This window comes from Pseudomonas sp. V88_4, assembly GCF_029967985.1.
Taxonomy (GTDB): domain Bacteria; phylum Pseudomonadota; class Gammaproteobacteria; order Pseudomonadales; family Pseudomonadaceae; genus Aquipseudomonas; species Aquipseudomonas glycinae.
Window position 1 is genome coordinate 505,630 of record NZ_JASCAF010000001.1, and the last position, 24,989, is coordinate 530,618.

Annotated in this window: 22 protein-coding genes; 11 read left to right on the forward strand and 11 right to left on the reverse strand. The window is 61.9% G+C overall.

Annotated features, from left to right (window positions below; translation table 11 throughout):
* Positions 1-53 precede the first annotated feature (53 nt).
* The 4 genes from QLG12_RS02280 (at position 54) to QLG12_RS02295 (ending at position 2,767) form a co-directional block, all read left to right on the forward strand.
* Entirely contained in the window at positions 54-956 is a 903-nt protein-coding gene (locus QLG12_RS02280) for a chemotaxis protein (protein ID WP_007956731.1), read from the forward strand.
* 27 nt (positions 957-983) lie between these two features.
* Positions 984-1,442 carry a GNAT family N-acetyltransferase gene (locus tag QLG12_RS02285; protein ID WP_282473820.1) on the forward strand — a complete coding sequence of 153 codons (459 nt, stop codon included), beginning with the start codon at positions 984-986 and terminating at the stop codon, positions 1,440-1,442.
* A 170-nt stretch (positions 1,443-1,612) separates the two neighbouring features.
* On the forward strand, positions 1,613-1,930 hold the full coding sequence (locus QLG12_RS02290; protein WP_197868427.1) for a hypothetical protein: 318 nt from the start codon (positions 1,613-1,615) through the stop codon (positions 1,928-1,930).
* A gap of 87 nt (positions 1,931-2,017) precedes the next feature.
* Entirely contained in the window at positions 2,018-2,767 is a 750-nt protein-coding gene (locus QLG12_RS02295; protein ID WP_197868426.1) for a YkgJ family cysteine cluster protein, read from the forward strand.
* Here QLG12_RS02295 and QLG12_RS02300 read toward each other — a convergent pair.
* The 3 genes from QLG12_RS02300 to QLG12_RS02310 all read right to left on the reverse strand — a co-directional run bounded on the left by QLG12_RS02300 (position 2,737) and on the right by QLG12_RS02310 (position 5,157).
* Positions 2,737-4,353, reverse strand: a complete 1,617-nt coding sequence (locus tag QLG12_RS02300) for a PAS domain-containing methyl-accepting chemotaxis protein (RefSeq protein ID WP_282473805.1) — start codon at positions 4,351-4,353, stop codon at positions 2,737-2,739. The two genes, QLG12_RS02295 and QLG12_RS02300, sit on opposite strands and share 31 nt — an antisense overlap.
* 147 nt (positions 4,354-4,500) lie before the next feature.
* The gene (locus tag QLG12_RS02305; protein WP_197868424.1) at positions 4,501-4,740 is read right to left on the reverse strand and encodes a hypothetical protein; all 240 of its coding nucleotides are present in this window, start codon (positions 4,738-4,740) and stop codon (positions 4,501-4,503) included.
* Positions 4,741-4,851: 111 nt separating this feature from the next.
* Positions 4,852-5,157 (reverse strand): type 1 fimbrial protein, encoded by a 306-nt coding sequence (locus QLG12_RS02310; protein ID WP_197868423.1) that lies wholly within the window; start codon positions 5,155-5,157, stop codon positions 4,852-4,854.
* A 692-nt stretch (positions 5,158-5,849) separates the two neighbouring features.
* Between QLG12_RS02310 and QLG12_RS02315 the strand changes: the two genes are divergently transcribed.
* The 7 genes from QLG12_RS02315 (at position 5,850) to QLG12_RS02345 (ending at position 15,618) form a co-directional block, all read left to right on the forward strand.
* Complete coding sequence (locus QLG12_RS02315) at positions 5,850-7,010, forward strand: efflux RND transporter periplasmic adaptor subunit (RefSeq protein WP_197868422.1); 1,161 nt, start codon at positions 5,850-5,852, stop codon at positions 7,008-7,010.
* A complete protein-coding gene (locus QLG12_RS02320; RefSeq protein WP_282473806.1) occupies positions 7,007-10,108 on the forward strand; it encodes a multidrug efflux RND transporter permease subunit in 3,102 nt (1,033 codons plus the stop codon). Before QLG12_RS02315 ends, QLG12_RS02320 begins: the two co-directional genes overlap by 4 nt.
* A gap of 8 nt (positions 10,109-10,116) precedes the next feature.
* Positions 10,117-10,794: a heavy metal response regulator transcription factor gene (locus tag QLG12_RS02325; protein ID WP_282473807.1), complete on the forward strand. Its 678-nt coding sequence runs from the start codon at positions 10,117-10,119 to the stop codon at positions 10,792-10,794.
* The gene (locus QLG12_RS02330; protein ID WP_282473808.1) at positions 10,784-12,148 is read left to right on the forward strand and encodes a heavy metal sensor histidine kinase; all 1,365 of its coding nucleotides are present in this window, start codon (positions 10,784-10,786) and stop codon (positions 12,146-12,148) included. Before QLG12_RS02325 ends, QLG12_RS02330 begins: the two co-directional genes overlap by 11 nt.
* Positions 12,149-12,269: 121 nt before the next feature.
* Positions 12,270-12,491 (forward strand): hypothetical protein, encoded by a 222-nt coding sequence (locus tag QLG12_RS02335; RefSeq protein ID WP_041475427.1) that lies wholly within the window; start codon positions 12,270-12,272, stop codon positions 12,489-12,491.
* A gap of 196 nt (positions 12,492-12,687) precedes the next feature.
* On the forward strand, positions 12,688-14,004 hold the full coding sequence (locus QLG12_RS02340) for an OprD family porin (RefSeq protein ID WP_282473809.1): 1,317 nt from the start codon (positions 12,688-12,690) through the stop codon (positions 14,002-14,004).
* A gap of 108 nt (positions 14,005-14,112) precedes the next feature.
* On the forward strand, positions 14,113-15,618 hold the full coding sequence (locus tag QLG12_RS02345; protein ID WP_282473810.1) for a sensor domain-containing diguanylate cyclase: 1,506 nt from the start codon (positions 14,113-14,115) through the stop codon (positions 15,616-15,618).
* A 203-nt stretch (positions 15,619-15,821) separates the two neighbouring features.
* Here QLG12_RS02345 and lpxC read toward each other — a convergent pair whose 3' ends face one another.
* From lpxC to ftsW, 8 genes are all read right to left on the reverse strand, one after another.
* The gene (lpxC, locus tag QLG12_RS02350; protein WP_007956752.1) at positions 15,822-16,733 is read right to left on the reverse strand and encodes a UDP-3-O-acyl-N-acetylglucosamine deacetylase; all 912 of its coding nucleotides are present in this window, start codon (positions 16,731-16,733) and stop codon (positions 15,822-15,824) included.
* A gap of 112 nt (positions 16,734-16,845) precedes the next feature.
* A complete protein-coding gene (gene ftsZ / locus QLG12_RS02355) occupies positions 16,846-18,042 on the reverse strand; it encodes a cell division protein FtsZ (protein ID WP_007956754.1) in 1,197 nt (398 codons plus the stop codon).
* 103 nt (positions 18,043-18,145) lie between these two features.
* Positions 18,146-19,405 carry a cell division protein FtsA gene (gene ftsA / locus QLG12_RS02360; protein ID WP_127799830.1) on the reverse strand — a complete coding sequence of 420 codons (1,260 nt, stop codon included), beginning with the start codon at positions 19,403-19,405 and terminating at the stop codon, positions 18,146-18,148.
* Between the two features lie 15 nt (positions 19,406-19,420).
* Complete coding sequence (locus QLG12_RS02365; protein WP_007956757.1) at positions 19,421-20,287, reverse strand: cell division protein FtsQ/DivIB; 867 nt, start codon at positions 20,285-20,287, stop codon at positions 19,421-19,423.
* A 4-nt stretch (positions 20,288-20,291) separates the two neighbouring features.
* Positions 20,292-21,266, reverse strand: a complete 975-nt coding sequence (locus QLG12_RS02370) for a D-alanine--D-alanine ligase (RefSeq protein ID WP_064383956.1) — start codon at positions 21,264-21,266, stop codon at positions 20,292-20,294.
* Positions 21,263-22,723 carry a UDP-N-acetylmuramate--L-alanine ligase gene (murC, locus tag QLG12_RS02375; protein ID WP_011335862.1) on the reverse strand — a complete coding sequence of 487 codons (1,461 nt, stop codon included), beginning with the start codon at positions 22,721-22,723 and terminating at the stop codon, positions 21,263-21,265. The genes QLG12_RS02370 and murC overlap by 4 nt, the downstream gene beginning before the upstream one ends.
* Positions 22,716-23,786, reverse strand: coding sequence for an undecaprenyldiphospho-muramoylpentapeptide beta-N-acetylglucosaminyltransferase (gene murG / locus QLG12_RS02380; RefSeq protein WP_039766246.1), 1,071 nt, complete (start codon positions 23,784-23,786; stop codon positions 22,716-22,718). The genes murC and murG overlap by 8 nt, the downstream gene beginning before the upstream one ends.
* A complete protein-coding gene (gene ftsW, locus QLG12_RS02385; protein WP_197868572.1) occupies positions 23,776-24,987 on the reverse strand; it encodes a putative lipid II flippase FtsW in 1,212 nt (403 codons plus the stop codon). Before ftsW ends, murG begins: the two co-directional genes overlap by 11 nt.
* Positions 24,988-24,989 lie beyond the last annotated feature (2 nt).

The following is a 24,989-nucleotide window of genomic DNA, read 5'->3' on the forward strand; positions in this document are numbered from 1 at the left end:
ACCTGCTGGCGATCCGTGCGATCGCCGCTCACCTTTTTCCACAGAAGGTTTTTATGTCTTCCAACAAAGCCCGCGCAGATTCACTTTCGCTTCTGCTGTTTACCTTGCGCAGCGGCAAGCTGATGGCGATCAACCTGCTGAAGGTCAGTGAAATCATCCCCTGCCCGCCGCTGACCAAGCTGCCGGAGTCGCACCCGCACGTCAAAGGCATCGCCACCCTGCGCGGCGCTTCGCTGTCGGTGATCGACCTGAGCCGCGCCATCGGCGAGCGGCCGCTGGAAGATCCGAATGGCGGCTGCCTGATCGTCACCGACGTCAGCCGTTCGAAACAGGGTCTGCATGTGCAGGCGGTGAGCAAGATCGTGCATTGCCTGACCACCGACATCAAACCGCCGCCGTTCGGCTCCGGCGGTTCGCGCGCCTACATCACCGGCGTGACCTCGGTGGACGGCACGCTGGTGCAGGTGCTGGACATTGAAAAAGTCATTCACGGTATCGCCCCGGCGCAGATCGAAATGGCCCCGACCGAACTGAGCATGGAAGACGCCGAAGTACTGGGCAACGCACGGATTCTGGTAGTCGACGACAGTCAGGTGGCGTTGCAGCAATCGGTGCACACCCTGCGCAACCTCGGCCTGCAATGCCACACCGCCCGCAGCGCCAAGGAGGCCATCGACTGCCTGCTGGACCTGCAAGGCACGGCGCAGCAGATCAACCTGATCGTCTCCGACATCGAAATGTCCGAGATGGACGGCTACGCCTTCACCCGCACCCTGCGCGAAACCCCGGACTTCGCCCACCTCTACGTGCTGCTGCACACCTCACTCGACAGCGCGATGAACAGCGAAAAGGCACGCCTCGCCGGCGCCAACGGTGTGCTGACCAAGTTCTCCTCGCCCGAGCTGACCCATTGCCTGATCGAAGCGGCCAAATTCGTCGCCGCTCAGGGCCACTGAGTCTTGAGCGAGACGTTCTGCTTTTTGATGCGGCGCGACCTGATCCAGGACGTGCCGGCCATCGAATGGCCGAACGGCATCGAACTCACCACCTACAGCGCCGAACGTGCAGCCGCCGTGCATGAACTGATGCAGATCGGTTACCGCGAAGGCGGTGGTCGGGTGCCGGCGCCGGACGTCTGGCAACAGCAGTTCGAGAACGATCCGGAATACGATCCTGCACTGTGTTTCATCGCCAGCGATGCCGAAGGCGTCATCGGCGTGGCGCAATGCTGGACCAGTTCCTACATCAAGAATCTGGTGGTGCATCCTCGCGCCCAGGGCCGTGGATTAGGCCGGGCGATGCTGCTTCATGCATTCAAGGTGTTTCAGGATCGGCGCGAAGGATTTGTCGACCTGAAGGTGCTGGAAGACAACGGGCGAGCGCAACGCTTGTACGAAAGGTCGGGAATGTATGTCGTCCGCCGGGAACTGGTGCCGGACTGACAGACCGCCATCGCTGGCAAGCCAGCTCCCACAGGTTTCCGGGTGTTTGCAAAATCTGTATATGCCATCAATTCCTGTGGGAGCGAGCTTGCCCGCGATGACGGCCTCAAGACAACTTTTCCCGCTCAGGCATACTCCAACCCTGGCCTGAACCCAAGGATGCCCGAACCATGAAACGCCTCGCCCTCTCCGTACTTTGCCTCATCGCCCCGTTCGTCCACGCCTCCAGCCCCGACGCCTGGGCGGCCTACGACAAAACCGTGCTCGCCAGTTGCACCAAGGCCAGCGGCTTGAAAAACGCCAAACCGGTCGGTAGCGCCGCGCAATTCGATGACCGGGTCGGCTACACCGCGCTGTTGCTGCAAGGCCAATACCCGCAAAAACACATGAAGGGCCAGCAAGGCACCGAGCTGTGCCTGTACAACAAAAAGTCGAAAACCGCGTTCGTCACCGAATGGGACTCGATCCGCCCGACCGCCAAACCCTGAGCGAATGGCGCACAACTTGCTTCACTCCGGGCCTGTACGGCGGCTTTATGTCGCCGATTCACACCCTGATTGAAGATTGCCCGCTTAATGAATACGACCTTTTCCTGCGTAGGTTGCGGCAAATGCTGCACCGATCACCACGTGCCCCTGACCCTGGCCGAAGCCCGCATGTGGGCGGCCGACGGCGGTCAGGTGATCGTGCTGGTGGAGGGGTTTCTCGCCAACGGCCTCGGCCTGCCGGAACAGCAGCGCGAACATGCGCAACGGCGTTCGGCGGTAGTACGCAGCGGAATGTCCGACGCCCATGTGGCAATCACTTTCGCCGCCTACAACGTCGGCCCCTGCCGGAATCTTGACGAAAACAAACTGTGCCGCATTTACGAGCGCCGGCCGCTGGTGTGCCGCATCTATCCCGCCGAAATCAATCCGCACATCCCGTTGAATCCTGCGGCCAAGGACTGCCCGCCGGAGTCGTGGGAGCAAGGACCGGATCTTATCGTCGGCGGCGAACTGGTGGATCAGGAACTGGTGACGCTGATCCAGCGCTCCCGTCAGGCCGATCGGGATGACATCCAGACCAAGGACGCGATCTGCGGCCTGCTCGGCATTCGCACCACCGCGCTCAAGGGCGATGGGTTTACCGCGTATCTGCCGGACATGGGCGCGTTTGCCTCGGTGATCGATCAGGTCACGGCGCAGCCATTGAGCGAAGTTTCCAGTGAATGGCTGTTCCATGTCTCCGGCGACGACATCGCCGGGCAAGTACGGGCGGCCGGGGCACACGTGGTGTCCGAACCGCCGCAGACCTACGCGTTCATCTCGTTGCGGGCAGCCTGAGCGCCCTGCCGCCGCCCCCAGAATTCCCGCGCCAGCGAACGCAAATCCCCCGCCAGCCCCGCCACATCCTGTGAGTTGAGCTGGCTCTGGCGCCCCTCATCCACCGTCAGCTCGCACGCCGTGCGAATACTGACGATGTTGCGGTTAATGTCCTCACTCACCGCGCTCTGCTCTTCAACCGCCGCCGCAATCTGCAGACTCATTTCGGTGATCTGCTCGACCCGCCCGCTGATCCCGTCCAGGGCCCGGGCTGCACGCTGCGCCTGTTCGACGCTGTTATCCACATGCTCGCTGCTCTGCTGCATCACCAGCACCGCATCCCGCGCGCCGTTTTGCAGGGTGCTGATCATCCGTTGAATCTCGTTGGTCGACTGCTGAGTACGCTGGGCCAGACCGCGCACCTCATCGGCGACCACCGCAAACCCGCGTCCGGCATCCCCGGCCCGGGCCGCTTCGATCGCGGCGTTGAGCGCCAGCAGATTGGTCTGCTCGGCGATGCTGCGAATCACCTCCAGCACCCCGGAAATCTCGCTGCTGTGGCCTTCGAGCTGATGAATCACTTCGGTCGCCCGCCCCAACTCCTCGGCCAGCCGCAACACCGCACTGCGACTCTCGCCGACCAGCAGATGCCCCTCACGGGTTTCCGTCCCGGCCATATCCGCCGCCACCGACGCCTGCTGCGCATGGCTGGCGACCTCGGCCACACTGGCCGCCATCTGATGAATCGCCGCCGCCACCTGATCGGTTTCCGCCTGCTGAGCCAGGGTGCTGGTGTGACTGCTGTGCAGGTGATCCACCAATTGCGCCGCATGCCCGGCCAGCCGTTGCGACGCATCACCGATCCGCCCCACCACCGCACCGACCTGCGCTTCAAGCATCTGCAACGCAAACTCGATCTGCCCGAACTGATCCCGCCGCCCGGTATAAATACCCTGACTCAACGGGTTGTCGGCAATCCCTCGCGCCCGCTCGGTCAGACGCTCCAGCGGCCGTAATAGCCAACCCACGCCCAAGGCACACGCGCCGCTGCCGACCACCAGCGCAGCAGCCTCGATTCCCATGGACTCCGGCCGCAGCCAGGCTTCAATCCCCAGCACCACCGCCAGCACTGAACTGGTCAACGCCATGATCTTCGCCCGCAAACTCAGGCTCGGCAGCCACTGCCACCGCGCCACCCGCCCCTCGCGCAACTGCGCATACGCCTGCTCCGCCGCCGCCATCTGCCGCGCATCCGGCCGCGTGCGCACCGACTGATACTCCACCGCCGCACCGTTCTGCGTGACCGGCGTGACATAGGCACTGACCCAATAGTGATCACCGTTCTTGCAACGATTCTTCACCAGCCCCATCCACGACCGACCGCCCTTGAGCGTTTGCCACATATGGGCAAACGCCTGCGCCGGCATGTCCGGATGACGCAGCAAATTGTGCGGCGCACCCAGCAGCTCGTCGCGGCTGTAACCGCTGATCCTGATGAAGTCGTCGTTGGCGTAGGTGATCGCGCTGGTCAGATCGGTGGTCGAGAGAATGTTCGCATCCGGCGCAACATCGACATTGCGCCCGGTCACCGGGAGATTGATCTTCATGGAAAGCGCGCTCGTTTTATTGGAAAGAGTCGGCAGGGCTGCTGACTCTAAGCGCACTCACTGGTTAAACGTTGATCTGGCTCAGGAACTGAGCAATTAGCCATCACTGTGACCGAAAATCACAGCGACGGCCGAGGCGGGAATGAATCAGCGCTTGCCCATCGAACGGCGAGTGCCCGACGGCGCCACACCCGGAATCTTGGCATGACGATCACCGTCCTTGCCCTTGAACTGCGGCTGCTTGGCCGCTTTGGCTGCCGCCAGGTCACCTGGTTTGAACGGAAACTTGAAGGCCGGGATCTTGGCTTTGGTGTCGCTGGTTTCAGCATGCTCGGCCGTGACGTCGCTGATAGCGTCATCAACTGGCGGTTGGGTCGGGGAAGTCATAAAAGCTCCGCAAAGCAAAAAGTCGGGCCCGAACAGTGAGCCGCGAAGGCGCGCAGTATACCTGCGCGCCCCGCATCGGCACCTGAAGATTTGCACCGCACGCCGAACGGCCTACAGATAACTGATGGTCACAATGCCCTTGTCGCTCGAAGTCTTCAGCGCCTCATAAGACACCGACAACGGCAACGTCTCATGGCTGCATGCATTGCGATAGGTATCGACATCAAGCGTCACGCCAGGCTTGACCTCAACCTGTCGCGACTCCTTCGAACCCAAAGCCCCGACACGCCCAACCTCACAACCGGAATCGACAATCCGCCCACTGAACCGGATCTCACCGGAACTCGTCTGCGGCGCGGCAAAGACACAAAGCGGAAGCAAAACAAGCCCAGCCGATATAGCAATATTCAACTTCATGGCAAAGACACTCCCGAAAGACCCACCCCAATGGCGTCAGGGCTGTACAACGTGTATCCGCTGGTGGGGGCGGATCTTTAGGAGCGTAGATGGCAGGGGCCGGGAAAGAAGGAAATCCAGAGATCGCCAAGACGAATATGAAAAGTGAATCACACTTTCAAAACCGCATTGCTGAGAAACCGCCACCACCACCACCACCACCACCACCACCACCACCCCGCTCTTCACCACTCAAAACAATGAGCGTTAGCTCGAGTACCGCTCTTGACGTGCCGGCCCCATCGGCAGGCTGAGTGGAGGGATTTATCCGGGGGTGGGAGCGCAGCGACCGTGCGGCGCAGCCGCATGCATCGAGAGGAGGTGCAGCGAAGCAAACCGTAGGCGATGCCCCCGGATGAATCCCGGAACGAAGGAACACCGAGCCAAAGCGAGGTGCCGAACGCCGGGGCCCAGACCTTTGGTTCCTTTGGGGCGTTTGCCAAAGGGACTCGCCGTAAGGGCGAAACCGCCAGTGGCAACACCCGCAGAAACGGATATTCACAAAGAACACCCAAGAGCATGGTCGGCCCACAGGCCGCCAAGTCAAAGCCGAACCTGACAGCCGCGACAGCTAGCCGTCACCCTCCTGACCCCCAAACAAGTTTATAAAGACAAAACCTGCCCAAACCCCGTCCCCCTGGCGCCCCACAAGCATGCAAATCCAGAAGAAAAAGGCCCTGCTCGCCACCCTGCTGATCGCCCTCGCAGCCGCCGGTCTGTGGTACGCATACAAACCCGCTCCGGCCAAACTCGCGGCCCCTACCGCGATCCCGGTACGGGTCGTCGCCGTCAGCGAAAAAGACGTCCCCCGCTACACCAGCGGCATCGGCTCGGTACTCTCGCTGCACAGCGTCGTGGTGCGCCCACAGATCGACGGCATTCTCACCAAGCTCTTGGTCAAAGAGGGGCAACTGGTAAAACAGGGCGACCTGCTCGCCACCATCGACGACCGCTCGATCCGCGCCAGCCTCGACCAGGCCCGGGCGCAACTGGGCGAAAGCCAGGCGCAACTGCAAGTCGCCTTGGTCAACCTCAAGCGCTACAAATTGCTCAGCGTCGACGACGGTGTATCGAAGCAGACCTACGACCAGCAGCAGGCACTGGTCAACCAGCTCAAGGCCACCGCCCAGGGCAATCAGGCCGCGATTGACGCGGCGCAGGTACAACTTTCCTACACCCAGATTCGCTCCCCGGTCACCGGCCGCGTCGGGATTCGTACGGTAGACGAAGGCAACTTCCTGCGCATGACCGACACCCAGGGTCTGTTCACCGTGACCCAGATCGACCCGATCGCCGTCGAGTTTTCCCTGCCCCAGCAAATGCTGCCAACCCTGCAAGGCCTGATCGGCGATCCGCAGCGCGCACTGGTGAAGGCCTACATCGGCGCCGACACCGATGGCGAAACCGGCAACCTGCTCGGCGAAGGTCACCTGACCCTGATCGACAACCAGATCAACGCCAACACCGGCACCATCCGCGCCAAGGCCGAGTTCGACAACCCCAACCAGAAGCTCTGGCCGGGCCTGCTGGTGACGGTAAAGATTCAGACGGCGCTGGATAAAGATGCACTGGTGGTCCCGCCCACCGTCGTACAACGCGGCCTCGATCAGCACTTCGTGTACCGGGTCAACGGCGACAAGGTTGAAGCGGTGCAGGTGCAAATGGTTTATCAGGGCAGCGGCCAGGACATCATCAAGGGCGTGAAACCCGGCGACGTATTGGTCAGTGACGGCCAGTCGCGGCTCAAGCCCGGTTCGACCGTGCAAGTCATGAGCGAACCGCCGCAGGTGGTGCAAGCGGAGCCCAAGCCATGAAGCAGCACAAAGGCGTTTCGACCTGGTGCATCGATCACCCGGTGGCGACGATTCTGCTGACCATCGCGCTGGTGCTGGTCGGGGTGATTGCCTTCCCGCGCCTGCCGATTGCCCCACTGCCGGAAGCGGAATTTCCTACGATTCAAGTCTCAGCACAGTTACCCGGCGCCAGCCCGGACACCATGGCTTCGTCCGTGGCCACGCCGCTGGAGGTGCAATTCAGCGCCATTCCCGGCATGACCCAGATGACCTCCAGCAGCGCGCTGGGCTCCACGTTGCTGACCCTGCAATTCACCCTCGACAAGAGCATCGACACCGCCGCCCAGGAAGTGCAGGCCGCGATCAACACCGCCGCCGGCAAACTGCCGAAAGACATGCCGACCCTGCCGACCTGGAAGAAGGTCAACCCGGCCGACAGCCCGGTCCTGATCCTCAGCGTCAGCTCCACGCAAATGCCCGGCACTGAACTCAGCGATCTGGTGGAAACCCTGCTCGCCCGTCAGATCAGTCAGATCGACGGCGTAGGCCAGATCAACATCACCGGTCAGCAACGTCCGGCAATCCGCGTACAGGCCTCGGCGGACAAACTGGCGGCCATCGGCCTGACCCTCGCCGATATTCGGGTGGCGATCCAGCAGACCAGCCTCAACCTCGCCAAGGGTGCGTTGTACGGCGACTCGAGCATTTCCACGCTGTCGACCAACGACCAGTTGTTCCACCCCGAGGAATACAGCCAGCTCATCGTTTCCTACAAGGACGGCGCCCCGGTTCACCTCAAGGATGTCGCCAAAGTCGTCAACGGTTCGGAAGATGCCTACGTGCAAGCCTGGGCCGGTGATCGGCCAGGCGTGAACCTGGTGATCTCGCGCCAGCCCGGCGCCAACATCGTCGAGACCGTGGACCGGATTCAGGCCGCCCTGCCCGGCCTCGAAGCCATGCTGCCGGCCTCGGTGCAAGTCAAAACCCTGATCGATCGCACCCAGACCATCCGCGCCTCGCTGCACGAAGTGGAAATCACTTTGCTGATCGCGATCCTGCTGGTGGTGGCGGTGATGGCGCTGTTCCTGCGCCAGTTGTCGGCGACGATGATTGTCTCGGCGGTGCTCGGCGTGTCGCTGACCGCCAGTTTCGCCCTGATGTACCTGCTCGGTTTCAGCCTGAACAACCTGACCCTTGTGGCCATCGTGGTGGCGGTGGGGTTCGTGGTCGACGATGCCATCGTGGTGGTGGAAAACATTCACCGCCATCTGGAGGCCGGCGACAGCATGCGCGACGCGGCGATCAAGGGCGCGGGCGAGATCGGTTTCACCGTGGTGTCGATCAGTTTCTCGCTGGTGGCGGCGTTCATTCCGCTGCTGTTCATGGGCGGCGTGGTCGGGCGCTTGTTCAAGGAGTTCGCCCTGACAGCCACTTCGACCATCATGATTTCCGTGGTGGTGTCGCTGACGCTGGCGCCGACACTGGCGGCGCTGTTCATGCGCAAACCGGTGCATCACGCCCATGACAAACCGGGCTTCAGCGAACGGCTGCTCGGCTGGTACGAAAAAGGCCTGCGCCGCGCCCTCGCCCACCAGAAACTGATGATCGGCGTGTTCGGCATTTCCGTCGCGCTGGCGATTGGCGGCTACGTGTTTATCCCCAAGGGTTTCTTCCCGGTGCAGGACACCGGTTTCGTCCTCGGCACCACCGAAGCTGCCGCCGATATCTCCTACAGCGACATGGTGAAAAAACACCTGGCGATGGCCGAAATCGTCGCCGCCGACCCGGCAGTCGAGGCATTTTCCCACTCAGTCGGCGTGTCCGGCAGCAACCAGACCATCGCCAACGGCCGCTTCTGGATCGCCCTGAAAAAGCGCGGTGACCGCGATGTTTCAGCCAGCCAGTTCATCGACCGCATTCGTCCGCAACTGATGAAAGTCCCCGGCATCGTGCTTTACCTGCGCGCCGGCCAGGACATCAACCTCAGCTCCGGCCCGAGCCGTGCGCAGTATCAATACGTGCTCAAGAGCAACGACGGGCCGACCCTCGCCACCTGGACCCAGAAGCTGACCGAGAAACTGCGCAGCATTCCGGCGTTCCGTGACATCTCCAACGACCTGCAACTGGGCGGCAGCATCACCCACATCAGCATCGACCGCAGCGCCGCCGCGCGTTTCGGCCTGACCGCCAGCGATGTTGACGAGGCGCTGTACGACGCCTTCGGCCAGCGGCAGATCAACGAGTTCCAGACCCAGGTCAACCAGTACAACGTGATCCTGGAACTGGACACCAAGCAGCGCGGCAAGGCCGAAAGCCTCAACTATTTCTACCTGCGCTCACCGCTCAGCGGAGAGATGGTGCCGCTGTCGGCGCTGGCCCGATTCGACGCGCCGACCATCGGCCCGCTGTCCATCGCCCACGACGGCATGTTCCCGGCCGCCAACCTGTCGTTCAACCTCGCCCCTGGCGTGGCGCTGGGCGATGCGGTCATCCTGCTCAATCAGGCCAAGGCCGAGATCGGCATGCCGACCGCGATCAGCGGCAACTTCCAGGGCGCGGCGCAGGCGTTCCAGAGTTCGCTGAAAAGTCAGCCGTGGCTGATTCTCGCGGCGCTGGTGGCGGTGTACATCATCCTTGGCGTGCTCTACGAGAGCTTCGTCCATCCGCTGACGATCATTTCGACCTTGCCGGCGGCGGGGCTGGGTGCGGTGATCATGCTGTGGATCTGCGGGCAGGACTTTTCGATCATGGCGCTGATCGGGCTGGTATTGCTGATCGGCATCGTGAAGAAGAACGGCATCCTGATGATCGACTTCGCCCTGGAAGCGCAGCGCCATCGCGGCCTGTCGCCGCAGGATGCGATTTTCGAGGCATGTATCACGCGGTTCCGGCCGATCATCATGACCACCCTCGCCGCCCTGCTCGGCGCCCTGCCGCTGATGCTCGGCTACGGCACCGGCGCCGAACTGCGCCAGCCGCTGGGGATCGCCGTTGTGGGTGGTCTGCTGGTCAGCCAGATGCTGACGCTGTTCACCACACCGGTCATATACTTGTGGCTTGAGCGGCTGTTCCACAAGCCCAAACCGGCACCCGTCGCGGCGCTGGCAACGACAGACTGAGGCGGGTCATGCGCGTTCTGATTATCGAAGACGAAGAGAAAACCGCGGACTACCTGCACCGCGGCCTGACGGAACAGGGTTACACCGTGGATCTGGCCCGCGACGGCGTCGAGGGCCTGCATCTGGCGCTGGAAAGCGACTACGCGGTGATCGTCCTCGACGTGATGCTGCCGGGCCTCGATGGCTTCGACGTATTGCGCGCGCTGCGTGCGCGCAAGCAGACGCCGGTGATCATGCTCACCGCCCGCGAACGGGTCGAAGACCGGATCCGCGGCCTGCGCGATGGCGCCGACGATTACCTCGGCAAACCGTTCTCCTTCCTTGAACTGGTGGCGCGCCTGCAAGCGCTGACCCGGCGCAGCGGCGGACATGAACCGGTGCAGGTGAGCATCGCCGACCTGTGGATCGATCTGATCAGCCGCAAGGCCACCCGCGCCGGCACCCGGCTGGATCTGACCGCGAAGGAGTTTTCGCTGCTCAGTGTGCTGGCCCGGCGTCAGGGTGAAATTCTCTCGAAAACCGCGATTGCCGAGATGGTCTGGGACATCAATTTCGACAGCGACGCCAACGTGGTCGAAGTCGCCATCAAACGCCTGCGGGCCAAGCTCGACGGGCCGTTCGACGAGAAACTGCTGCACACCATCCGCGGCATGGGTTATGTGCTGGAGAGCCGTGGTGTCCAGTAATTCCATCGCCCTGCGCCTGAGCGGGATGTTCACGCTGGTGGCGCTGCTGGTGTTCCTGTTGATCGGCGGCGCGCTGTATCAACAAGTGGACAAAGGCCTCGGCCTGTTGCCGGAAGCGGAATTGGATGCGCGTTACAGCGTGCTCGAATCGGCGCTCAACCGCTATGGCACCCCCGAGCATTGGGTGAAGATCAACGCCAAGCTCAAGCTGCTCGGCGAAGAGGACAAGCGCATCCGTTTCTGGGTGGTCAGTGGCAATCCGGGCTACGAGTTTGGCGAGCCGGATGCCTTGATCCGCACGTTTGCCCAAGGCCCGCTGGGCATGCGCGACCTGCAACTGCCCGATCATCCCTATCCGCTGAAAGTGCTGCTCACCGAACTGCCGGCCAAGGATCAGCGCCCGCCCCTGCGCTTCATGATCGGCATCGACACCGAGACCTTTCATCAGACCCAGCATCAGTTGCTGATCGCGCTGGTCAGCCTGGCGGTGATCGGCGTGCTACTAGCGTCGGCATTGGGTTACTGGGTGGCGCGGATCGGCCTCAAACCGTTGATCAAACTGTCCCACGAAGCCCAGCGTCTGGCGCCGCCGTTGCGGGCCGGGCGTCTGCGTCTGTCACCATTGCCACCGGAACTGGAGCAGTTCGTCGACTCGTTCAACTCGACGCTGGAGCGGGTTGAACAGGCCTATTCGCGACTCGAATCCTTCAACGCCGACGTCGCCCATGAGCTGCGCTCGCCGCTGACCAACCTGATCGGCCAGACCCAGGTCGCCCTCACTCGCGGACGCTCCGCCGAGCATTATTTCGAAGTGCTGCAATCCAACCTCGAAGAGCTGGAACGCCTGCGCTCGATCATCAACGACATGCTGTTCCTGGCCAGCGCCGATCAGGGCAGCAAGGCCACCAAACTGACCTCGACCTCGCTGGCCGATGAAGTGGCGACCACCCTCGAATACCTCGATTTCATCCTCGAAGATGCGCAGGTCCAGGTGCGGGTAAGCGGCGACGCGCGGGTACAGATCGAGATCGCCCATCTGCGCCGGGCCTTGATCAATCTGCTGAGCAACGCGGTACAACACACCGCGCCCGGTCAGGTTATCGAAGTGCAGATCGCGGTCGAGGAACATCAGGTCAGCATCGGCGTGGCCAACCCCGGTTCGCCGATTGCCAGCGAGCATTTGCCGCGCTTGTTCGAGCGTTTTTACCGGGTCGATGCGTCGCGCAGCAACAGCGGCAACAATCACGGGTTGGGGCTGGCGATCGTCAAGGCGATCGCGCTGATGCATGGTGGGGATGTGTTTGTGCGCAGTGATCGCGGGATGAACACTTTCGGGATCCACCTTCCGGTCTGAGGTCAGGGATCATTGCCATTCCCGCAACAGTCATTTATGAAAATCACGCTGTTTCCCAACGCCCGGCAACCTTATCTTTGCCCGCACCAAACAGCACTTGCCAAGCAAGAAGGTTTTCAAGATGTCCAACAGTATGGGTATTGCCAGCGCTTTCGTTTTGTCCTCATTGATCCTGTCGCCGCTGGCGATGGCTGAAGAATCGCAGACGTTCGTAGCGCAGAATGCCGCTCGCGCTCACGCATTCGAACAGCATCAGGCAGAAGTGATGGCCAAGGCTCAGGACGCTACGCAAGCCCCACAGGCCGCAACTTCGCAGGCTCAAGCTTCCGAGAAAGACAGCTGAGTCGCGCACCGCGCAACGTTTCCCTCGACGCGGTTGTTTGGCTCTTCCCGTTCAACCGTCGTCCTTGCAGGCCGCTGATATTCAGCGGCCTTTTTTCGTTGTGGTCTGAACGCTGTCTGGTTCGTCTTTAACAACTGGAAACATCCCGCACCTCAAGACATTGAAGTGTCAGTTGACCCAAGGAGCTTTACCGCACGTGCGTTACCCAGTTCGCTTCACCCCGCTGTTCATTGCAATTGCCGCAACGATTGCCCCCACTGCCCACGCCGCCGAATCCGAGAAACAGGGTTTCGTCGAAGGCGCGAGCCTCAACCTCAATGCCCGCAACTACTACATGAACCGCAACCGTCTGCAGCAGACGGACGACAACATCGAGTGGGGCCAGGGTTTCCTCGGCAAATTCGAGTCGGGCTACACCGAAGGTACGGTCGGCTTCGGCCTCGATGCCCACGCCATGCTCGGTCTGAAACTCGACGGCGGTGGCGGCACCGACAACTCCAGCATCCTGCCGGTCAGTGACGGTAGCGGCAAAGCGCCGGGCTCGTTCTCCACGGCGGGCGGCACCCTGAAAATGCGTGCGTTCGATACCGAGCTCAAGGCCGGCGACCTGTTCCTTGCCAACCCGGTGATCGCCGGTGGCGAGACGCGCATGCTGCCGCAGACCTTTCGCGGCCTCAGCCTGACCAACCACAGCTTCGATGGCTGGATGATCGAAGGCGGCCAGGCCAGTTTCACCAAACCCTACAACCAGAGCGGCCACAAACGCATCGGCACCTCTTACGGCACCCTCACCGACGGCGACAAGAGCCAGCACCTGAACTGGGTCGGCGTGGCCTGGAGCGGTGTCGAAGGCCTGACCAGCAGCCTGTACGCGTCCGAGCTGAAGGACATCTGGAACCAGTACTACTACGACCTCGACTACACCTGGGCGCTGAATGATCGGGTGACCCTCAACCCGGGTCTGCACTTCTATCACACCCAGGACACCGGCGACGCGCTGCTGGGCAACATCGACAACAACACCTACAGCCTGCATTTCACCGTGGGTATCGGCAGCCACAGCGTTACCGCCGCGTATCAGCGGGTCAACGGCAATACGCCGTTCGATTACATCAGCCAGGGCGACAGCGTTTACCTCGACAACTCGCAGCAGTATTCGGACTTCAACGGCCCGAACGAGCGTTCGTGGAAACTCAAGTACGCCTACGACTTCGCGGGTGCCGGCCTGCCGGGTCTGACCTCGTCGCTGTCCTACTCGCGCGGCACGCTGGACTTGACCAAGGTCGATCCGCACAGCAAGGGTTACGCTTCGTGGTACAGCGCTGAAGGTCGCAACGCCAAGCACTGGGAACGCGACATCGACCTCAAGTACGTGGTGCAAAGCGGACAGGCCAAAGACCTCGCGGTACGCCTGCAATGGGCGACCAACCGCGGCGGCAACGGTTATGGCGCGCTGGATACGGACACCGATGAATACCGTGTGATCATCGACTACCCGATCAACGTCTTCTAAGATCGCCGCTACAGTAGAAAGGCCAGCCGATGTGCTGGCCTTTTTCTTGCCTGTGCCAGCGAGCGGGTACAACTACGCTTAACAGAATCTCCTACCGAAAAGCGAACCATGATCGCGAGCCGCACCCCCTCCGTTCCCGGCACGACCGGACGCTCCGAGCTGCTGTTGATCTCAGGCAGCCTGCTGAGCGTGATCGCGATTGTGTGCATCGTCACGTTCCTGCTGATCCGTGAACGCGCCAACGCCCAGGAATCGGCGACCCGTAGCGCTACCACCATCGCCCAGTTGATCGATGCCGATGTGCTGCGCACCGTCGAACTGTATGACCTGACGCTGCAAGGGCTGATCGCCGCCGCCCAGCGTGACGACCTGAAAAGCGTGTCGCCGCAGATCCGCCATCTGGCGTTGTTCGATCGCTCCACCACGGCGCGCTTCAAGGGCGACATCCTGTTGCTCGACAAGTATGGCGACGTGATTGCTGACTCCTCGCGGGTCGATCCGCTGCCGGGCAATTTCGCCGACCGCGACTACTTCCTCGCCCATGCCCTCAAGCGCGACACCGGCATGTTCATCAGCCGTCCGTTCAAACCTCGTTGCGATTGCGATGACGCGGACCAGTGGCGGATCAGTTTCAGTCGGCGCATCTCGTCGGTCACCGGCGAGTTCCTCGGTGTGGCCGTGGCGTCGATGAAACTCGATTACTTCGATCAGCTGTTCAACAGCCTCGACATCGGCATCGACAGCACCCTCAACATCATCAATAACGACGGCATCCTGCTGGCACAGAAGCCTTATCTGCAGAGCGATTCGATCGGCAAGAGCTTTGCCGCGCGGCCCAATGTGGTGCGGATCCTGCGCGACAGCAACGGCAATGGCAGTTTCAACAGCATCTCGAGCATGGATCATCAGCAACGGCTGTATACCTACTCGCGGGTCGGCAATCTGCCGCTGACGGTAATCGTTGCCCTGTCCAGCGAGGAAGTGTTCGGCGCGTGGCGACGCACGGCGATCCTGATCAGCGGCGCCACCGGCGTGTTGTGTGCCGGCCTGCTGTGGCTGACCTGGCTGCTCGCCCGGGAGCTGCGCCTGCGGCAACGGGCCGAACACGAACTGGCGCAACTGGCGGCGACCGATGCCCTGACCGGGGTCGCCAACCGGCGGATGCTCGATCAGTCGCTGCGCCACGAGTGGTTCCGCGCCCAACGCTCGGGCCAACCCCTGTCATTGCTGATGATCGATGCGGACCACTTCAAGGCCTTCAATGACCGGCATGGACATCAGGCCGGGGATCAGGCGTTGCGTGAACTGGCCAAGGTAATCACCACCAACGTGCGGCGTCCGGCGGATCTGGTGGCGCGGTATGGGGGTGAGGAGTTTTCGGTGATCCTCGCGGAAACCGACAGTGCCGGGGCGCAACAGATTGCCGAGCATGTGCGGGCTGCGGTCGAGCAATTGCCACGCATGGAGGGCGATGAAATGCCGATGACGGTGAGCATCGGTATCAGCACCTGGACGGTGGCGAGTGAAATCAGTCTGGAACAATTGTTGTTCGCGGCGGACCGGGCGCTGTATCAGGCCAAGGAAGGTGGCCGGAACCGGGTCGTCGTGGCTTGATGGGTGTTTTGGCCTTTCCGGCCTCATCGCTGGCAAGCCAGCTCCCACAAAGTTTTGGGTGTATTGAGGATCTTTAGATAACTGGAGAACCTGTGGGAGCTGGCTTGCCAGCGATGAGGCCGGTACCGCCAATGCAAAAAACCAGCAGGCATAAAAAAAGGCCACCCAAAGGTGGCCTTCAAAAAACTAGAGAGGTTTTTTACTTACACCGCCGCAACCGGGCGCATGTAAGAGATTGGTGCAGTGCTGGCGTCTTCGAACGTCACGACTTCCCAGGCATCTTTCTGCTCAATCAACTTGCGCAGCAGCTGGTTGTTCAGTGCGTGGCCGGACTTGAAGCCCTTGAACTCACCAATCAGGCTGTTGCCCAGCAGGTACAGGTCGCCAATCGCATCGAGGATCTTGTGCTTCACGAATTCGTCTTCATAGCGAAGGCCGTCTTCGTTCAGTACGCCATCGGCATCAACCACGATCGCGTTTTCCACGCTGCCGCCGAGTGCGAGGTTGTGCTTGCGCAGGTACTCGATATCACTCATGAAACCGAAAGTACGGGCGCGGCTGACTTCTTTTACGAACGAAGTGCTGGAAAAATCCACGCTTGCACTTTGGGTGCGGTCCCGGAAAACCGGGTGATCGAAATCGATCTCGAAGCTCACCTTGAACCCTTCGAAAGGGACGAAAGTGGCGCGCTTGTCGCCGTCTTCCACTGTCACTTCACGCAGGATGCGGATGAATTTCTTGGCGGCGTCCTGTTCTTCCAGGCCAGCCGATTGAATCAGGAATACGAAAGGTCCTGCGCTGCCATCCATGATCGGGACTTCAGACGCGGAGAGCTCGACGTAGGCGTTATCGATGCCCAGGCCAGCCATGGCCGAGAGCAAGTGCTCCACCGTGTCTACCTTCACGTCACCGTTGACCAGCGTCGTCGACATGGTTGTCTCGCCGACGTTGGCCGCGCGAGCCGGTATCTCGACAACCGGATCGAGATCGGCACGACGAAAGACGATCCCGGTGTCGACAGGTGCAGGCTTGAGGGTCAGGTAAACCTTCTCCCCGGAGTGCAGACCTACACCGGTGGCACGGATAATATTTTTCAGTGTGCGTTGTTTAATCATGGCATGGGCCGCTTCAGCGCAAATTGCGAACTGGTATCAACAAAGGCTGGCGATGATAGCAGACCGAGCCTTTGCTGAACACCAATCACCTGAATACCCCTGATACATTTCATCAATCGGCCTGACGACGCAGGAAAGCCGGGATGTCCAGGTAGTCCAGATCATCTTGCGGATTCATCTTCGCGGCAGTCGCAGCACCGGCCTGAGCCTGGTTGCGCATGACGGTCGGACGGTCCAGGTCACGGTAGTTAACCGCTGGCTGTTCCTGACGAGCAGGCGCCGGTTGCTGCACCTGAGCAGCCGCCATCGAGGTGTGAACGGTGTTGTCGATGACCTTCACAGGCTTCTCGATTTTCGCACCCAGACCCGTGGCAACCACGGTCACGTGCAGCTCGTCGCGCATGTCCGGATCGATAACGGTACCGACCTTGACCATTGCGTGCTCGGAAGCGAAGGCTTCGATGATCGAACCCACGTCGGAGTACTCACCCAGGGACAGGTCAGGACCGGCAGTGATGTTCACCAGGATGCCGCGTGCGCCTTGCAGGTTCACGTCTTCCAGCAGCGGGTTGCGGATGGCCGCTTCGGTCGCTTCACGTGCACGGTTCGGACCGCTGGCGCAGCCAGTGCCCATCATCGCCATGCCCATTTCGCTCATCACGGTGCGTACGTCGGCGAAGTCGACGTTGATCATGCCCGGACGCTTGATGATGTCGGAGATACCGCGAACGGCACCGGCCAGTACATCGTCAGCCTTGGCGAAAGCCGACAAGAGGCTTGCGTCCTTGCCGAGGATTGTCAGCAGTTTTTCGTTCGGAATGGTGATCAGCGAGTCGACGCTTTCCGAGAGCATGCGGATGCCTTCGTCGGCGATCTGCATACGCTTGCGGCCTTCGAACGGGAACGGACGAGTCACGACCGCAACGGTCAGGATGCCCATTTCCTTGGCCACTTCGGCGATGATCGGCGCAGCACCGGTACCGGTACCGCCGCCCATGCCGGTGGTGATGAACACCATGTTGGTGCCGGCCAGCACTTCAGCGATGCGCTCGCGATCTTCCAGCGCAGCCTGACGGCCGACTTCCGGGTTGGCGCCGGCGCCCAGACCTTTGGTCACACCGGTGCCCAGTTGCAGAATGGTGCGCGCGCCGATGTTTTTCAGCGCTTGAGCATCGGTGTTGGCGCAGATGAATTCCACGCCTTCGATGTTGCTCTTGACCATGTGATTGACAGCGTTGCCGCCGCCACCGCCAACACCGATAACTTTGATTACCGGGCTTGCGGGGATGTTGTCTACGAGTTCGAACATTTTCCCTCTCCTTACATTCTCTAGTTTTTTCGCCTACTGCTGTTTGTTGCGGTGCATCTACTGCTACTGCTTGCCGCTCGAAGCTTGACGCTTCGAACTGCTCTTAAAAGTTGCCTTGAACCCACTTCTTCAAACGGTCCAGCAACGGCGCCTGCGGCTCATCGTTGCTGTAGCTGTCGCGGCTGCCGATGCCCGAGAACGAGATCCCGTCGGACTGCTTCTGCAGGCCGTACATCAACAAGCCAACGCCAGTGGAATAAATCGGGTTGCGTACCACGTCATCCAGACCTTTCACGCCATGCGGCACGCCCAGGCGGACCGGCATGTGGAAGATTTCTTCGGCCAGCTCGGTGGCACCTTCCATCTTCGAGGTACCACCGGTCAGCACGATGCCGGCCGGGATCAGGTCTTCGTAGCCGCTGCGACGCAGCTCGGCCTGGATCAGGGTGAACAGTTCGTCGTAACGCGGCTCGACCACTTCGGCCAGGGCCTGACGCGACAGTTCACGCGGCGGACGGTCGCCGACGCTCGGCACCTTGATGGTCTCGCCGGCACCGGCCAGTTTGGCCAGGGCGCAGGCATAGCGGATCTTGATCTCTTCGGCGTACTGGGTCGGGGTGCGCAACGCCATGGCGATGTCGTTGGTCACCTGATCACCGGCAATCGGGATCACGGCCGTGTGGCGGATGGCGCCTTCGGTGAAGATCGCGATGTCGGTGGTGCCGCCGCCGATGTCGACCAGGCACACGCCCAGCTCTTTTTCGTCATCGGTCAGGACCGAGTAGGCCGAGGCCAGTTGCTCGAGAATGATGTCGTCGATTTCCAGACCGCAGCGACGCACGCATTTTTCAATGTTCTGTGCGGCGTTGACCGCGCAGGTGACCACGTGAACCTTGGCCTCCAGACGCACGCCGGACATGCCCAGCGGCTCGCGCACGCCTTCCTGGTTATCGATCACGTAATCCTGCGGCAGGGTGTGCAGCACACGCTGGTCGGCCGGGATCGCCACGGCCTGGGCGGCATCGAGTACACGCTCCAGGTCCGCCGCGCTGACTTCGCGATCACGGATCGCGACGATGCCGTGGGAGTTCAGGCTGCGGATGTGATTGCCCGCCACGCCGACGAATGCCGAGTGAATGCGGCAGCCCGCCATCAACTGGGCTTCCTCGATCGCACGCTGGATCGACTGCACAGTGGACTCGATGTTGACCACCACGCCTTTTTTCAGGCCGCGGGACGGATGAGTGCCGATCCCGACGATATCGAGCGTGCCGTCGTCCGCAACCTCGCCGACCAGCGCCACCACTTTGGAGGTGCCGATATCGAGACCGACGATCATTTTGCCGCTTTGCACGTTTGCCATGGGTCCTGCCTCTTCTTAATTCTTTGCGACAGCGGGTTGGGCTGTCGTCGGCGCTACTGGTTCCCGCCAGCCAACAGCGAGGCCGTTGGCATAGCGCAGATCGATGCGCGCAATGTTCGTAATCTGTTCTTTGAGCGTCTTGTCATAGATGGCAATGAAGCGGCGCATCTTTTCCACCAGGTTGCCGCGTCCCAGCAGCAGCTCGATCCCGGGGCCGGAACTGCCGGCACCGGTGGTCAGGAACCAGCTGCCACGTTCACGCAGCTCCAGCCGCGCAATCGAGAAGCCCAATGGCCGGAGCATCTGGCTCAGCACCTGGTATTGCTGCATCACTTGCTGCTGGGCCCGCTGCGGACCGAACAGCTGCGGCAGGTGTTCGTAGTTCGCCAGTTCCTTGGGCGTGAACGCCTGGCCCTGGTTATTGAGCAACGACTCGTCGCCCCAGCGGGCCACCGGCAGTTGCTCTTCGAGGCGGATCACCACCTGGTCCGGCCACACCCGACGTACTTCGGCGTGGGCGATCCACGGCATCTGCTCAAGCTCGGTGCGCATGCTCGCCAGGTCGATGGTGAAGAAGCTCGACGCCACGTACGGGGCGATTCGCTGCTGCACCGCCTGCTGGCTGATGTAACTCAGGTCGCCCTGCACCGCGATCTTGGTGATCGGCCGGTCGGCGTACGGCAGCAATCGCTGCGCGCCTTCGTAAGTGCCGAACCCCAGGGCCACCAGCAGCACCGGCCAGAACAGACCTTTCAAAAAGCCGAAGTTGGCTTTTGGCAGGCGCGCGGACATCGGCTCTTTGGCCACCATTCGGCTGGCACCCCGCGGCACCGGCTTGCGGCCGGGTGCGGGTGGCTGATGTCTGAGCTGTGCGCCTTGCATGGTCTTAACCTCGCGCCTCTTTCTTGCCGTCGGCATCGACACTGGCGGCCAGAATGGCCAGGACCAGTTGCTGGAAATCCAGACCGGCCGCTTTCGCCGCCATCGGTACCAGGCTGTGATCGGTCATGCCGGGAGCGGTGTTGACTTCCAGGAACCAGAATTTGCCGTCGGCGTCCTGCATCACGTCCGCCCGGCCCCAACCGGCGATACCCAATGCCTCGCAGGCTTGCGCCGTGAGGTCCATGAGTTCTTTTTCCTTGGCGGCATCGAGCCCGCACGGAATCCGATACTGGGTATCGTTGGCGATGTACTTGGCGTCGTAGTCGTAGAACGTGTGTGGCGTACCCAGGGCGATAGGAGGCAACACCTGGTCACGCAGGGTGGCGATGGTGAACTCGGGACCGTGGATCCATTGCTCGACCAACACTTGCGAATCGTAGGTACTGGCCGCTTTCCATGCGTCGATCAACTCGGACGCGGAAGTCACTTTGGCCATCCCGATACTTGAACCTTCATGCGCCGGTTTGACGATCAAAGGGAAGCCCAGTTCCGTCGCCGCCGAAATACAATCGGCCTCGCTGCGCAGCACGGCGTGACGCGGCGTCGGAATCCCGAGCGTGTGCCAGACCTGCTTGGTGCGCAGCTTGTCCATCGCCAGCGCCGAAGCCAGGATGCCACTGCCGGTGTACGGAATGCCGGCCACTTCGAGCAGGCCTTGCATGCTGCCGTCTTCACCGCCGCGACCGTGGAGGATGATGAACGCACGGTCGATCTTTTCGCTCAGCAGCCGCTGCAGGATATCGGCGCCGACGTCGATGCCGAACGCGTCCACACCCGCGCTTTGCAGCGCGGTGAGCACGGCGTTGCCGGACTTCAGCGAGACTTCACGCTCGGCACTCAGGCCACCGAACAGCACGGCCACCCGGCCGAAGTCCTTCGGGGCAATGGTGGAGAACAGGTTGGCGTAGGCAGCAGTCATTTCAACTTCCCCTCGACCGACGCCGCCACGGCACCGGCGAACAACTCGCTTTTCAACAGTTTCGGTGCGAGGCCGCCGATATCACCGGCGCCCTGGCACAACAGAATGTCGCCGGCGCGCAGCAGCGGCTTGACCAGCGGCGCCAGATCGACGCCGCGCTCGATGTAGATCGGATCGAGCTGACCGCGCTGGCGGATGCTGTTGCACAGTTTGCGGCTGTCGGCCCCCGGGATCGGCTCTTCGCCGGCCGGATAGACTTCCATCAGCAACAGGACGTTGGCATCGGCCAGTACATTGACGAAATCGTCGTACAGGTCGCGGGTGCGGCTGTAACGGTGCGGCTGGTAGACCATCACCAGACGGCGCTCCGGCCAGCCACCACGCACGGCTTTGATGACTGCTGCCACTTCGGTCGGGTGATGACCGTAGTCGTCGACCAGCATCACGTTGCCGCCGTCCACCGGCAGTTCGCCGTAGACCTGGAAACGGCGGCCGACACCCTGGAACCCGGACAGGCCCTGGACGATGGCCTCGTCGCTGACGCCTTCGTCGGTGGCGATGCAGATGGTCGCCAGGGAGTTGAGCACGTTGTGATTGCCCGGCATGTTCACGGACACATCAAGAGGCTCGCGATCAGGGCGCAACACGGTAAAGAAGGTCTGCATGCCCTGCTGACGAACATTGATCGCGCGCACGTCGGCGTCTTCGCTGAAGCCATAGGTCACGGTCGGACGCTTGACCAGCGGCAGGATTTCACGCACCACCGGATCGTCCAGGCACATCACCGCCAGACCGTAGAACGGCAGGTTGTGCAGGAACTCGACGAAGGTTTTCTTCAGTTTGTTGAAGTCACCGTCGTAGGTCGCCATGTGGTCGGCGTCGATGTTGGTGACCACGGCCACCAGCGGTTGCAGATGCAGGAAGCTTGCGTCGCTTTCATCGGCTTCGGCGATCAGGTAACGGCTGGTGCCGAGCTGGGCATTGGTGCCCGCAGCATTCAGACGACCACCGATGACGAAGGTCGGATCCAGGCCACCGGCCGCGAACACCGAAGCGATCAGGCTGGTGGTGGTGGTCTTGCCGTGAGTACCGGCGACGGCGATGCCGTGGCGGTAGCGCATCAGTTCGGCGAGCATTTCGGCACGCGGCACCACCGGGATCCGGCGTTCCAGCGCAGTCGCGACTTCCGGGTTGGACGTGTTGACGGCGCTCGACACCACCAGCACATCGGCGGCAGCGGCGTTCTCGGCACGGTGGCCGATGAAGATCTGCGCACCGAAGGATTCCAGGCGCTCGGTCACCGGCGAAGCTTTCAGGTCCGAACCTGACACTTCATAGCCCAGGTTCAGCAGCACTTCGGCAATACCGCACATGCCCACACCGCCGATGCCGACGAAGTGGATGCGACGGATGCGGCGCATTTCCGGTTGCGGCATGGCTTTCTGATTCTCAACCATGGGCCACCTCCAGACAGGTATCGACCACGCTACGGGTGGCTTCGGGTTTCGCCAGACGGCGGGCCGCTTGGGCCATTTGTTCAAGTCGTTGCGGTTGCATCAAGACCTCTGTCAGGCGCGCGGCAAGGTCCGCGGCGCCAGTCGTTCTTTGCGGCATCAGGAAGGCAGCGCCTTCACGGGCCAAATAATCGGCGTTGCGGGTCTGGTGATCGTCGATCGCGTGGGGCAAGGGCACCAGCATCGAGGGCAGACCGGCGGCGGCCAGTTCGCTGATGGTCAATGCGCCGGCGCGGCACACCACCAGGTCAGCCCAGCCATAGGCCTGGGCCATGTCTTTGATGAACGGCTGCACCTGCGCGTCCACGCCGGCGGCGCGGTAGCGCTCTGCAGTCACTTCATCGTGGTTTCTGCCCGCCTGATGGAACACTTCCGGACGCAAGTCGGCAGCGACTTGTGCCAGGGCTTCAGGCAGCAACTTGTTCAACGGCTCTGCGCCCAGGCTTCCGCCCAGGATCAGCAAACGCGCCTTGCGTCCGGCCAAAGCCGGGCGCGGTGTTTCGAGGAACAGCTCGCTGCGCACCGGGTTACCGGTGGTACGGCGGCTGTCCGACAGGGTAAAGGTGTCGGGGAACGCTTCACACACCCGGGCGGCGAACGGCACCAGCAACCGATTGGCGGTGCCGGCCACGGCGTTCTGCTCATGAACGATCACCGGCACGCCGGCCAGTTTGGCGGCAAGACCACCGGGGCCGGTCACATAGCCGCCGAATCCGACCACGCACACCGGCCGCAAGCGGCGAATGATCGCCCGCGCCTGCCACACCGATTTCAGCAGCATGAACGGCGCCTTGAGCAGCGACAGCTTGCCCTTGCCACGCAGGCCAGTGGCGTTGATGCGGTGCAGTTCAATACCTGCCGCCGGCACCAGATCGTTCTCGATCCCGCGCGGCGTGCCGAGCCAGTGCACGGTGTAGCCGCGCGCCTGGAATTCGCGGGCACAGGCCAGCGCCGGGAACACATGGCCACCGGTGCCGCCGGCCATGATCAATACGTTAGCGCCCATGGTTCGGCTCCTCGGCGAAGTCGCTCTCATGGAATTCCATCTCTTCACTGCCCAGGTGGGTCCGGCTCTCCCACTCGATCCTCAGCAACAGGCCAAGGCAGGCGCAGCAGATCACCAGGGAACTGCCGCCGTAACTGAGGAACGGCAAGGTCAGGCCCTTGGTCGGCAAGAGGCCGACGTTCACGCCGATGTTGATCAGGAACTGGCCGATCCACAGGAACGACAGACCATAGGCAACATAAGCGGCAAAAAACTGTTTGGCTTTCTCGGCCCACAGACCGATGTACATGCCGCGAATACACACGAACACGAACAGCGCCACGGTGCACAGCGAACCCACGGCGCCGAGCTCTTCGGCCAGCACCGAGAACACGAAGTCGGTGTGCGCTTCCGGCAAATAGAACTGCTTCTGCACGCTGTTGCCCAGGCCGACGCCCAGCCACTCGCCGCGACCGAACGCGATCAAGGCTTGCGACAACTGATAACCGGCACCGAACTGGTCGGCCCACGGGTCGGCGAAGTTGGTCAGACGCGCCATCCGGTACGGCTGCATCTGGATCAGTAACACCACCGCCGCCACCGCCAGCACCACCATCAGCGAGAACCGGAACAGCCCGACCCCGCCAAGAAACAGCATTGCCGCCGCCGCGCCCATCATCACGACGGTGGCACCGAAGTCCGGCTCCATCAGCAACAGGCCCGCCATCGGCAACAGCACGATGAACGGCTTGAAGAAGCCCATCCAGCTCTCGCGCACTTCTTTCTGGCGACGCACCAGGTAACCGGCGAGGTAAATCACCACGAACACCTTGGCGATTTCGGACGGCTGCACGTTGAAGAAGCTGAAACCGATCCAGCGCATCGAACCGTTCACCTCACGGCCGATCCCCGGAATGATCACCATCACCAGCAGACCGAACGCACCGATCAGCATCATCCAGCCCAGGCGCTGCCAGGTGGCGATCGGGATCATCATCGTGACGATGCACGCACCCAGGCCGAGCACCACGTAGATCAGGTGACGAATCATGTAATACAGCGGGCTGCCCGACTGCACGGCCGCCACTTCGGTGGAGGCCGAGGCGATCATGATCAGGCCCAGACCGAGCAACGCCAGGCAACCGGCGAGCATCGGGAAGTCGAGGTCGATTCCGCGTCCGGTAATGAGCGGCGACGGGTATGGCTTGATGATGTTTCTCAAGC

Bases quoted from the DNA above. Each gene is read 5' to 3' on its own strand.
- QLG12_RS02280 (WP_007956731.1), top strand. From the start codon at position 54: ATGTCTTCCAACAAAGCCCGCGCAGATTCACTTTCGCTTCTGCTGTTT.
- QLG12_RS02285 (WP_282473820.1), top strand. From the start codon at position 984: ATGCGGCGCGACCTGATCCAGGACGTGCCGGCCATCGAATGGCCGAAC.
- QLG12_RS02290 (WP_197868427.1), top strand. From the start codon at position 1,613: ATGAAACGCCTCGCCCTCTCCGTACTTTGCCTCATCGCCCCGTTCGTC.
- QLG12_RS02295 (WP_197868426.1), top strand. From the start codon at position 2,018: ATGAATACGACCTTTTCCTGCGTAGGTTGCGGCAAATGCTGCACCGAT.
- QLG12_RS02300 (WP_282473805.1), bottom strand. From the start codon at position 4,353: ATGAAGATCAATCTCCCGGTGACCGGGCGCAATGTCGATGTTGCGCCG.
- QLG12_RS02305 (WP_197868424.1), bottom strand. From the start codon at position 4,740: ATGACTTCCCCGACCCAACCGCCAGTTGATGACGCTATCAGCGACGTC.
- QLG12_RS02310 (WP_197868423.1), bottom strand. From the start codon at position 5,157: ATGAAGTTGAATATTGCTATATCGGCTGGGCTTGTTTTGCTTCCGCTT.
- QLG12_RS02315 (WP_197868422.1), top strand. From the start codon at position 5,850: ATGCAAATCCAGAAGAAAAAGGCCCTGCTCGCCACCCTGCTGATCGCC.
- QLG12_RS02320 (WP_282473806.1), top strand. From the start codon at position 7,007: ATGAAGCAGCACAAAGGCGTTTCGACCTGGTGCATCGATCACCCGGTG.
- QLG12_RS02325 (WP_282473807.1), top strand. From the start codon at position 10,117: ATGCGCGTTCTGATTATCGAAGACGAAGAGAAAACCGCGGACTACCTG.
- QLG12_RS02335 (WP_041475427.1), top strand. From the start codon at position 12,270: ATGTCCAACAGTATGGGTATTGCCAGCGCTTTCGTTTTGTCCTCATTG.
- QLG12_RS02345 (WP_282473810.1), top strand. From the start codon at position 14,113: ATGATCGCGAGCCGCACCCCCTCCGTTCCCGGCACGACCGGACGCTCC.
- lpxC (WP_007956752.1), bottom strand. From the start codon at position 16,733: ATGATTAAACAACGCACACTGAAAAATATTATCCGTGCCACCGGTGTA.
- ftsZ (WP_007956754.1), bottom strand. From the start codon at position 18,042: ATGTTCGAACTCGTAGACAACATCCCCGCAAGCCCGGTAATCAAAGTT.
- ftsA (WP_127799830.1), bottom strand. From the start codon at position 19,405: ATGGCAAACGTGCAAAGCGGCAAAATGATCGTCGGTCTCGATATCGGC.
- QLG12_RS02365 (WP_007956757.1), bottom strand. From the start codon at position 20,287: ATGCAAGGCGCACAGCTCAGACATCAGCCACCCGCACCCGGCCGCAAG.
- QLG12_RS02370 (WP_064383956.1), bottom strand. From the start codon at position 21,266: ATGACTGCTGCCTACGCCAACCTGTTCTCCACCATTGCCCCGAAGGAC.
- murC (WP_011335862.1), bottom strand. From the start codon at position 22,723: ATGGTTGAGAATCAGAAAGCCATGCCGCAACCGGAAATGCGCCGCATC.
- murG (WP_039766246.1), bottom strand. From the start codon at position 23,786: ATGGGCGCTAACGTATTGATCATGGCCGGCGGCACCGGTGGCCATGTG.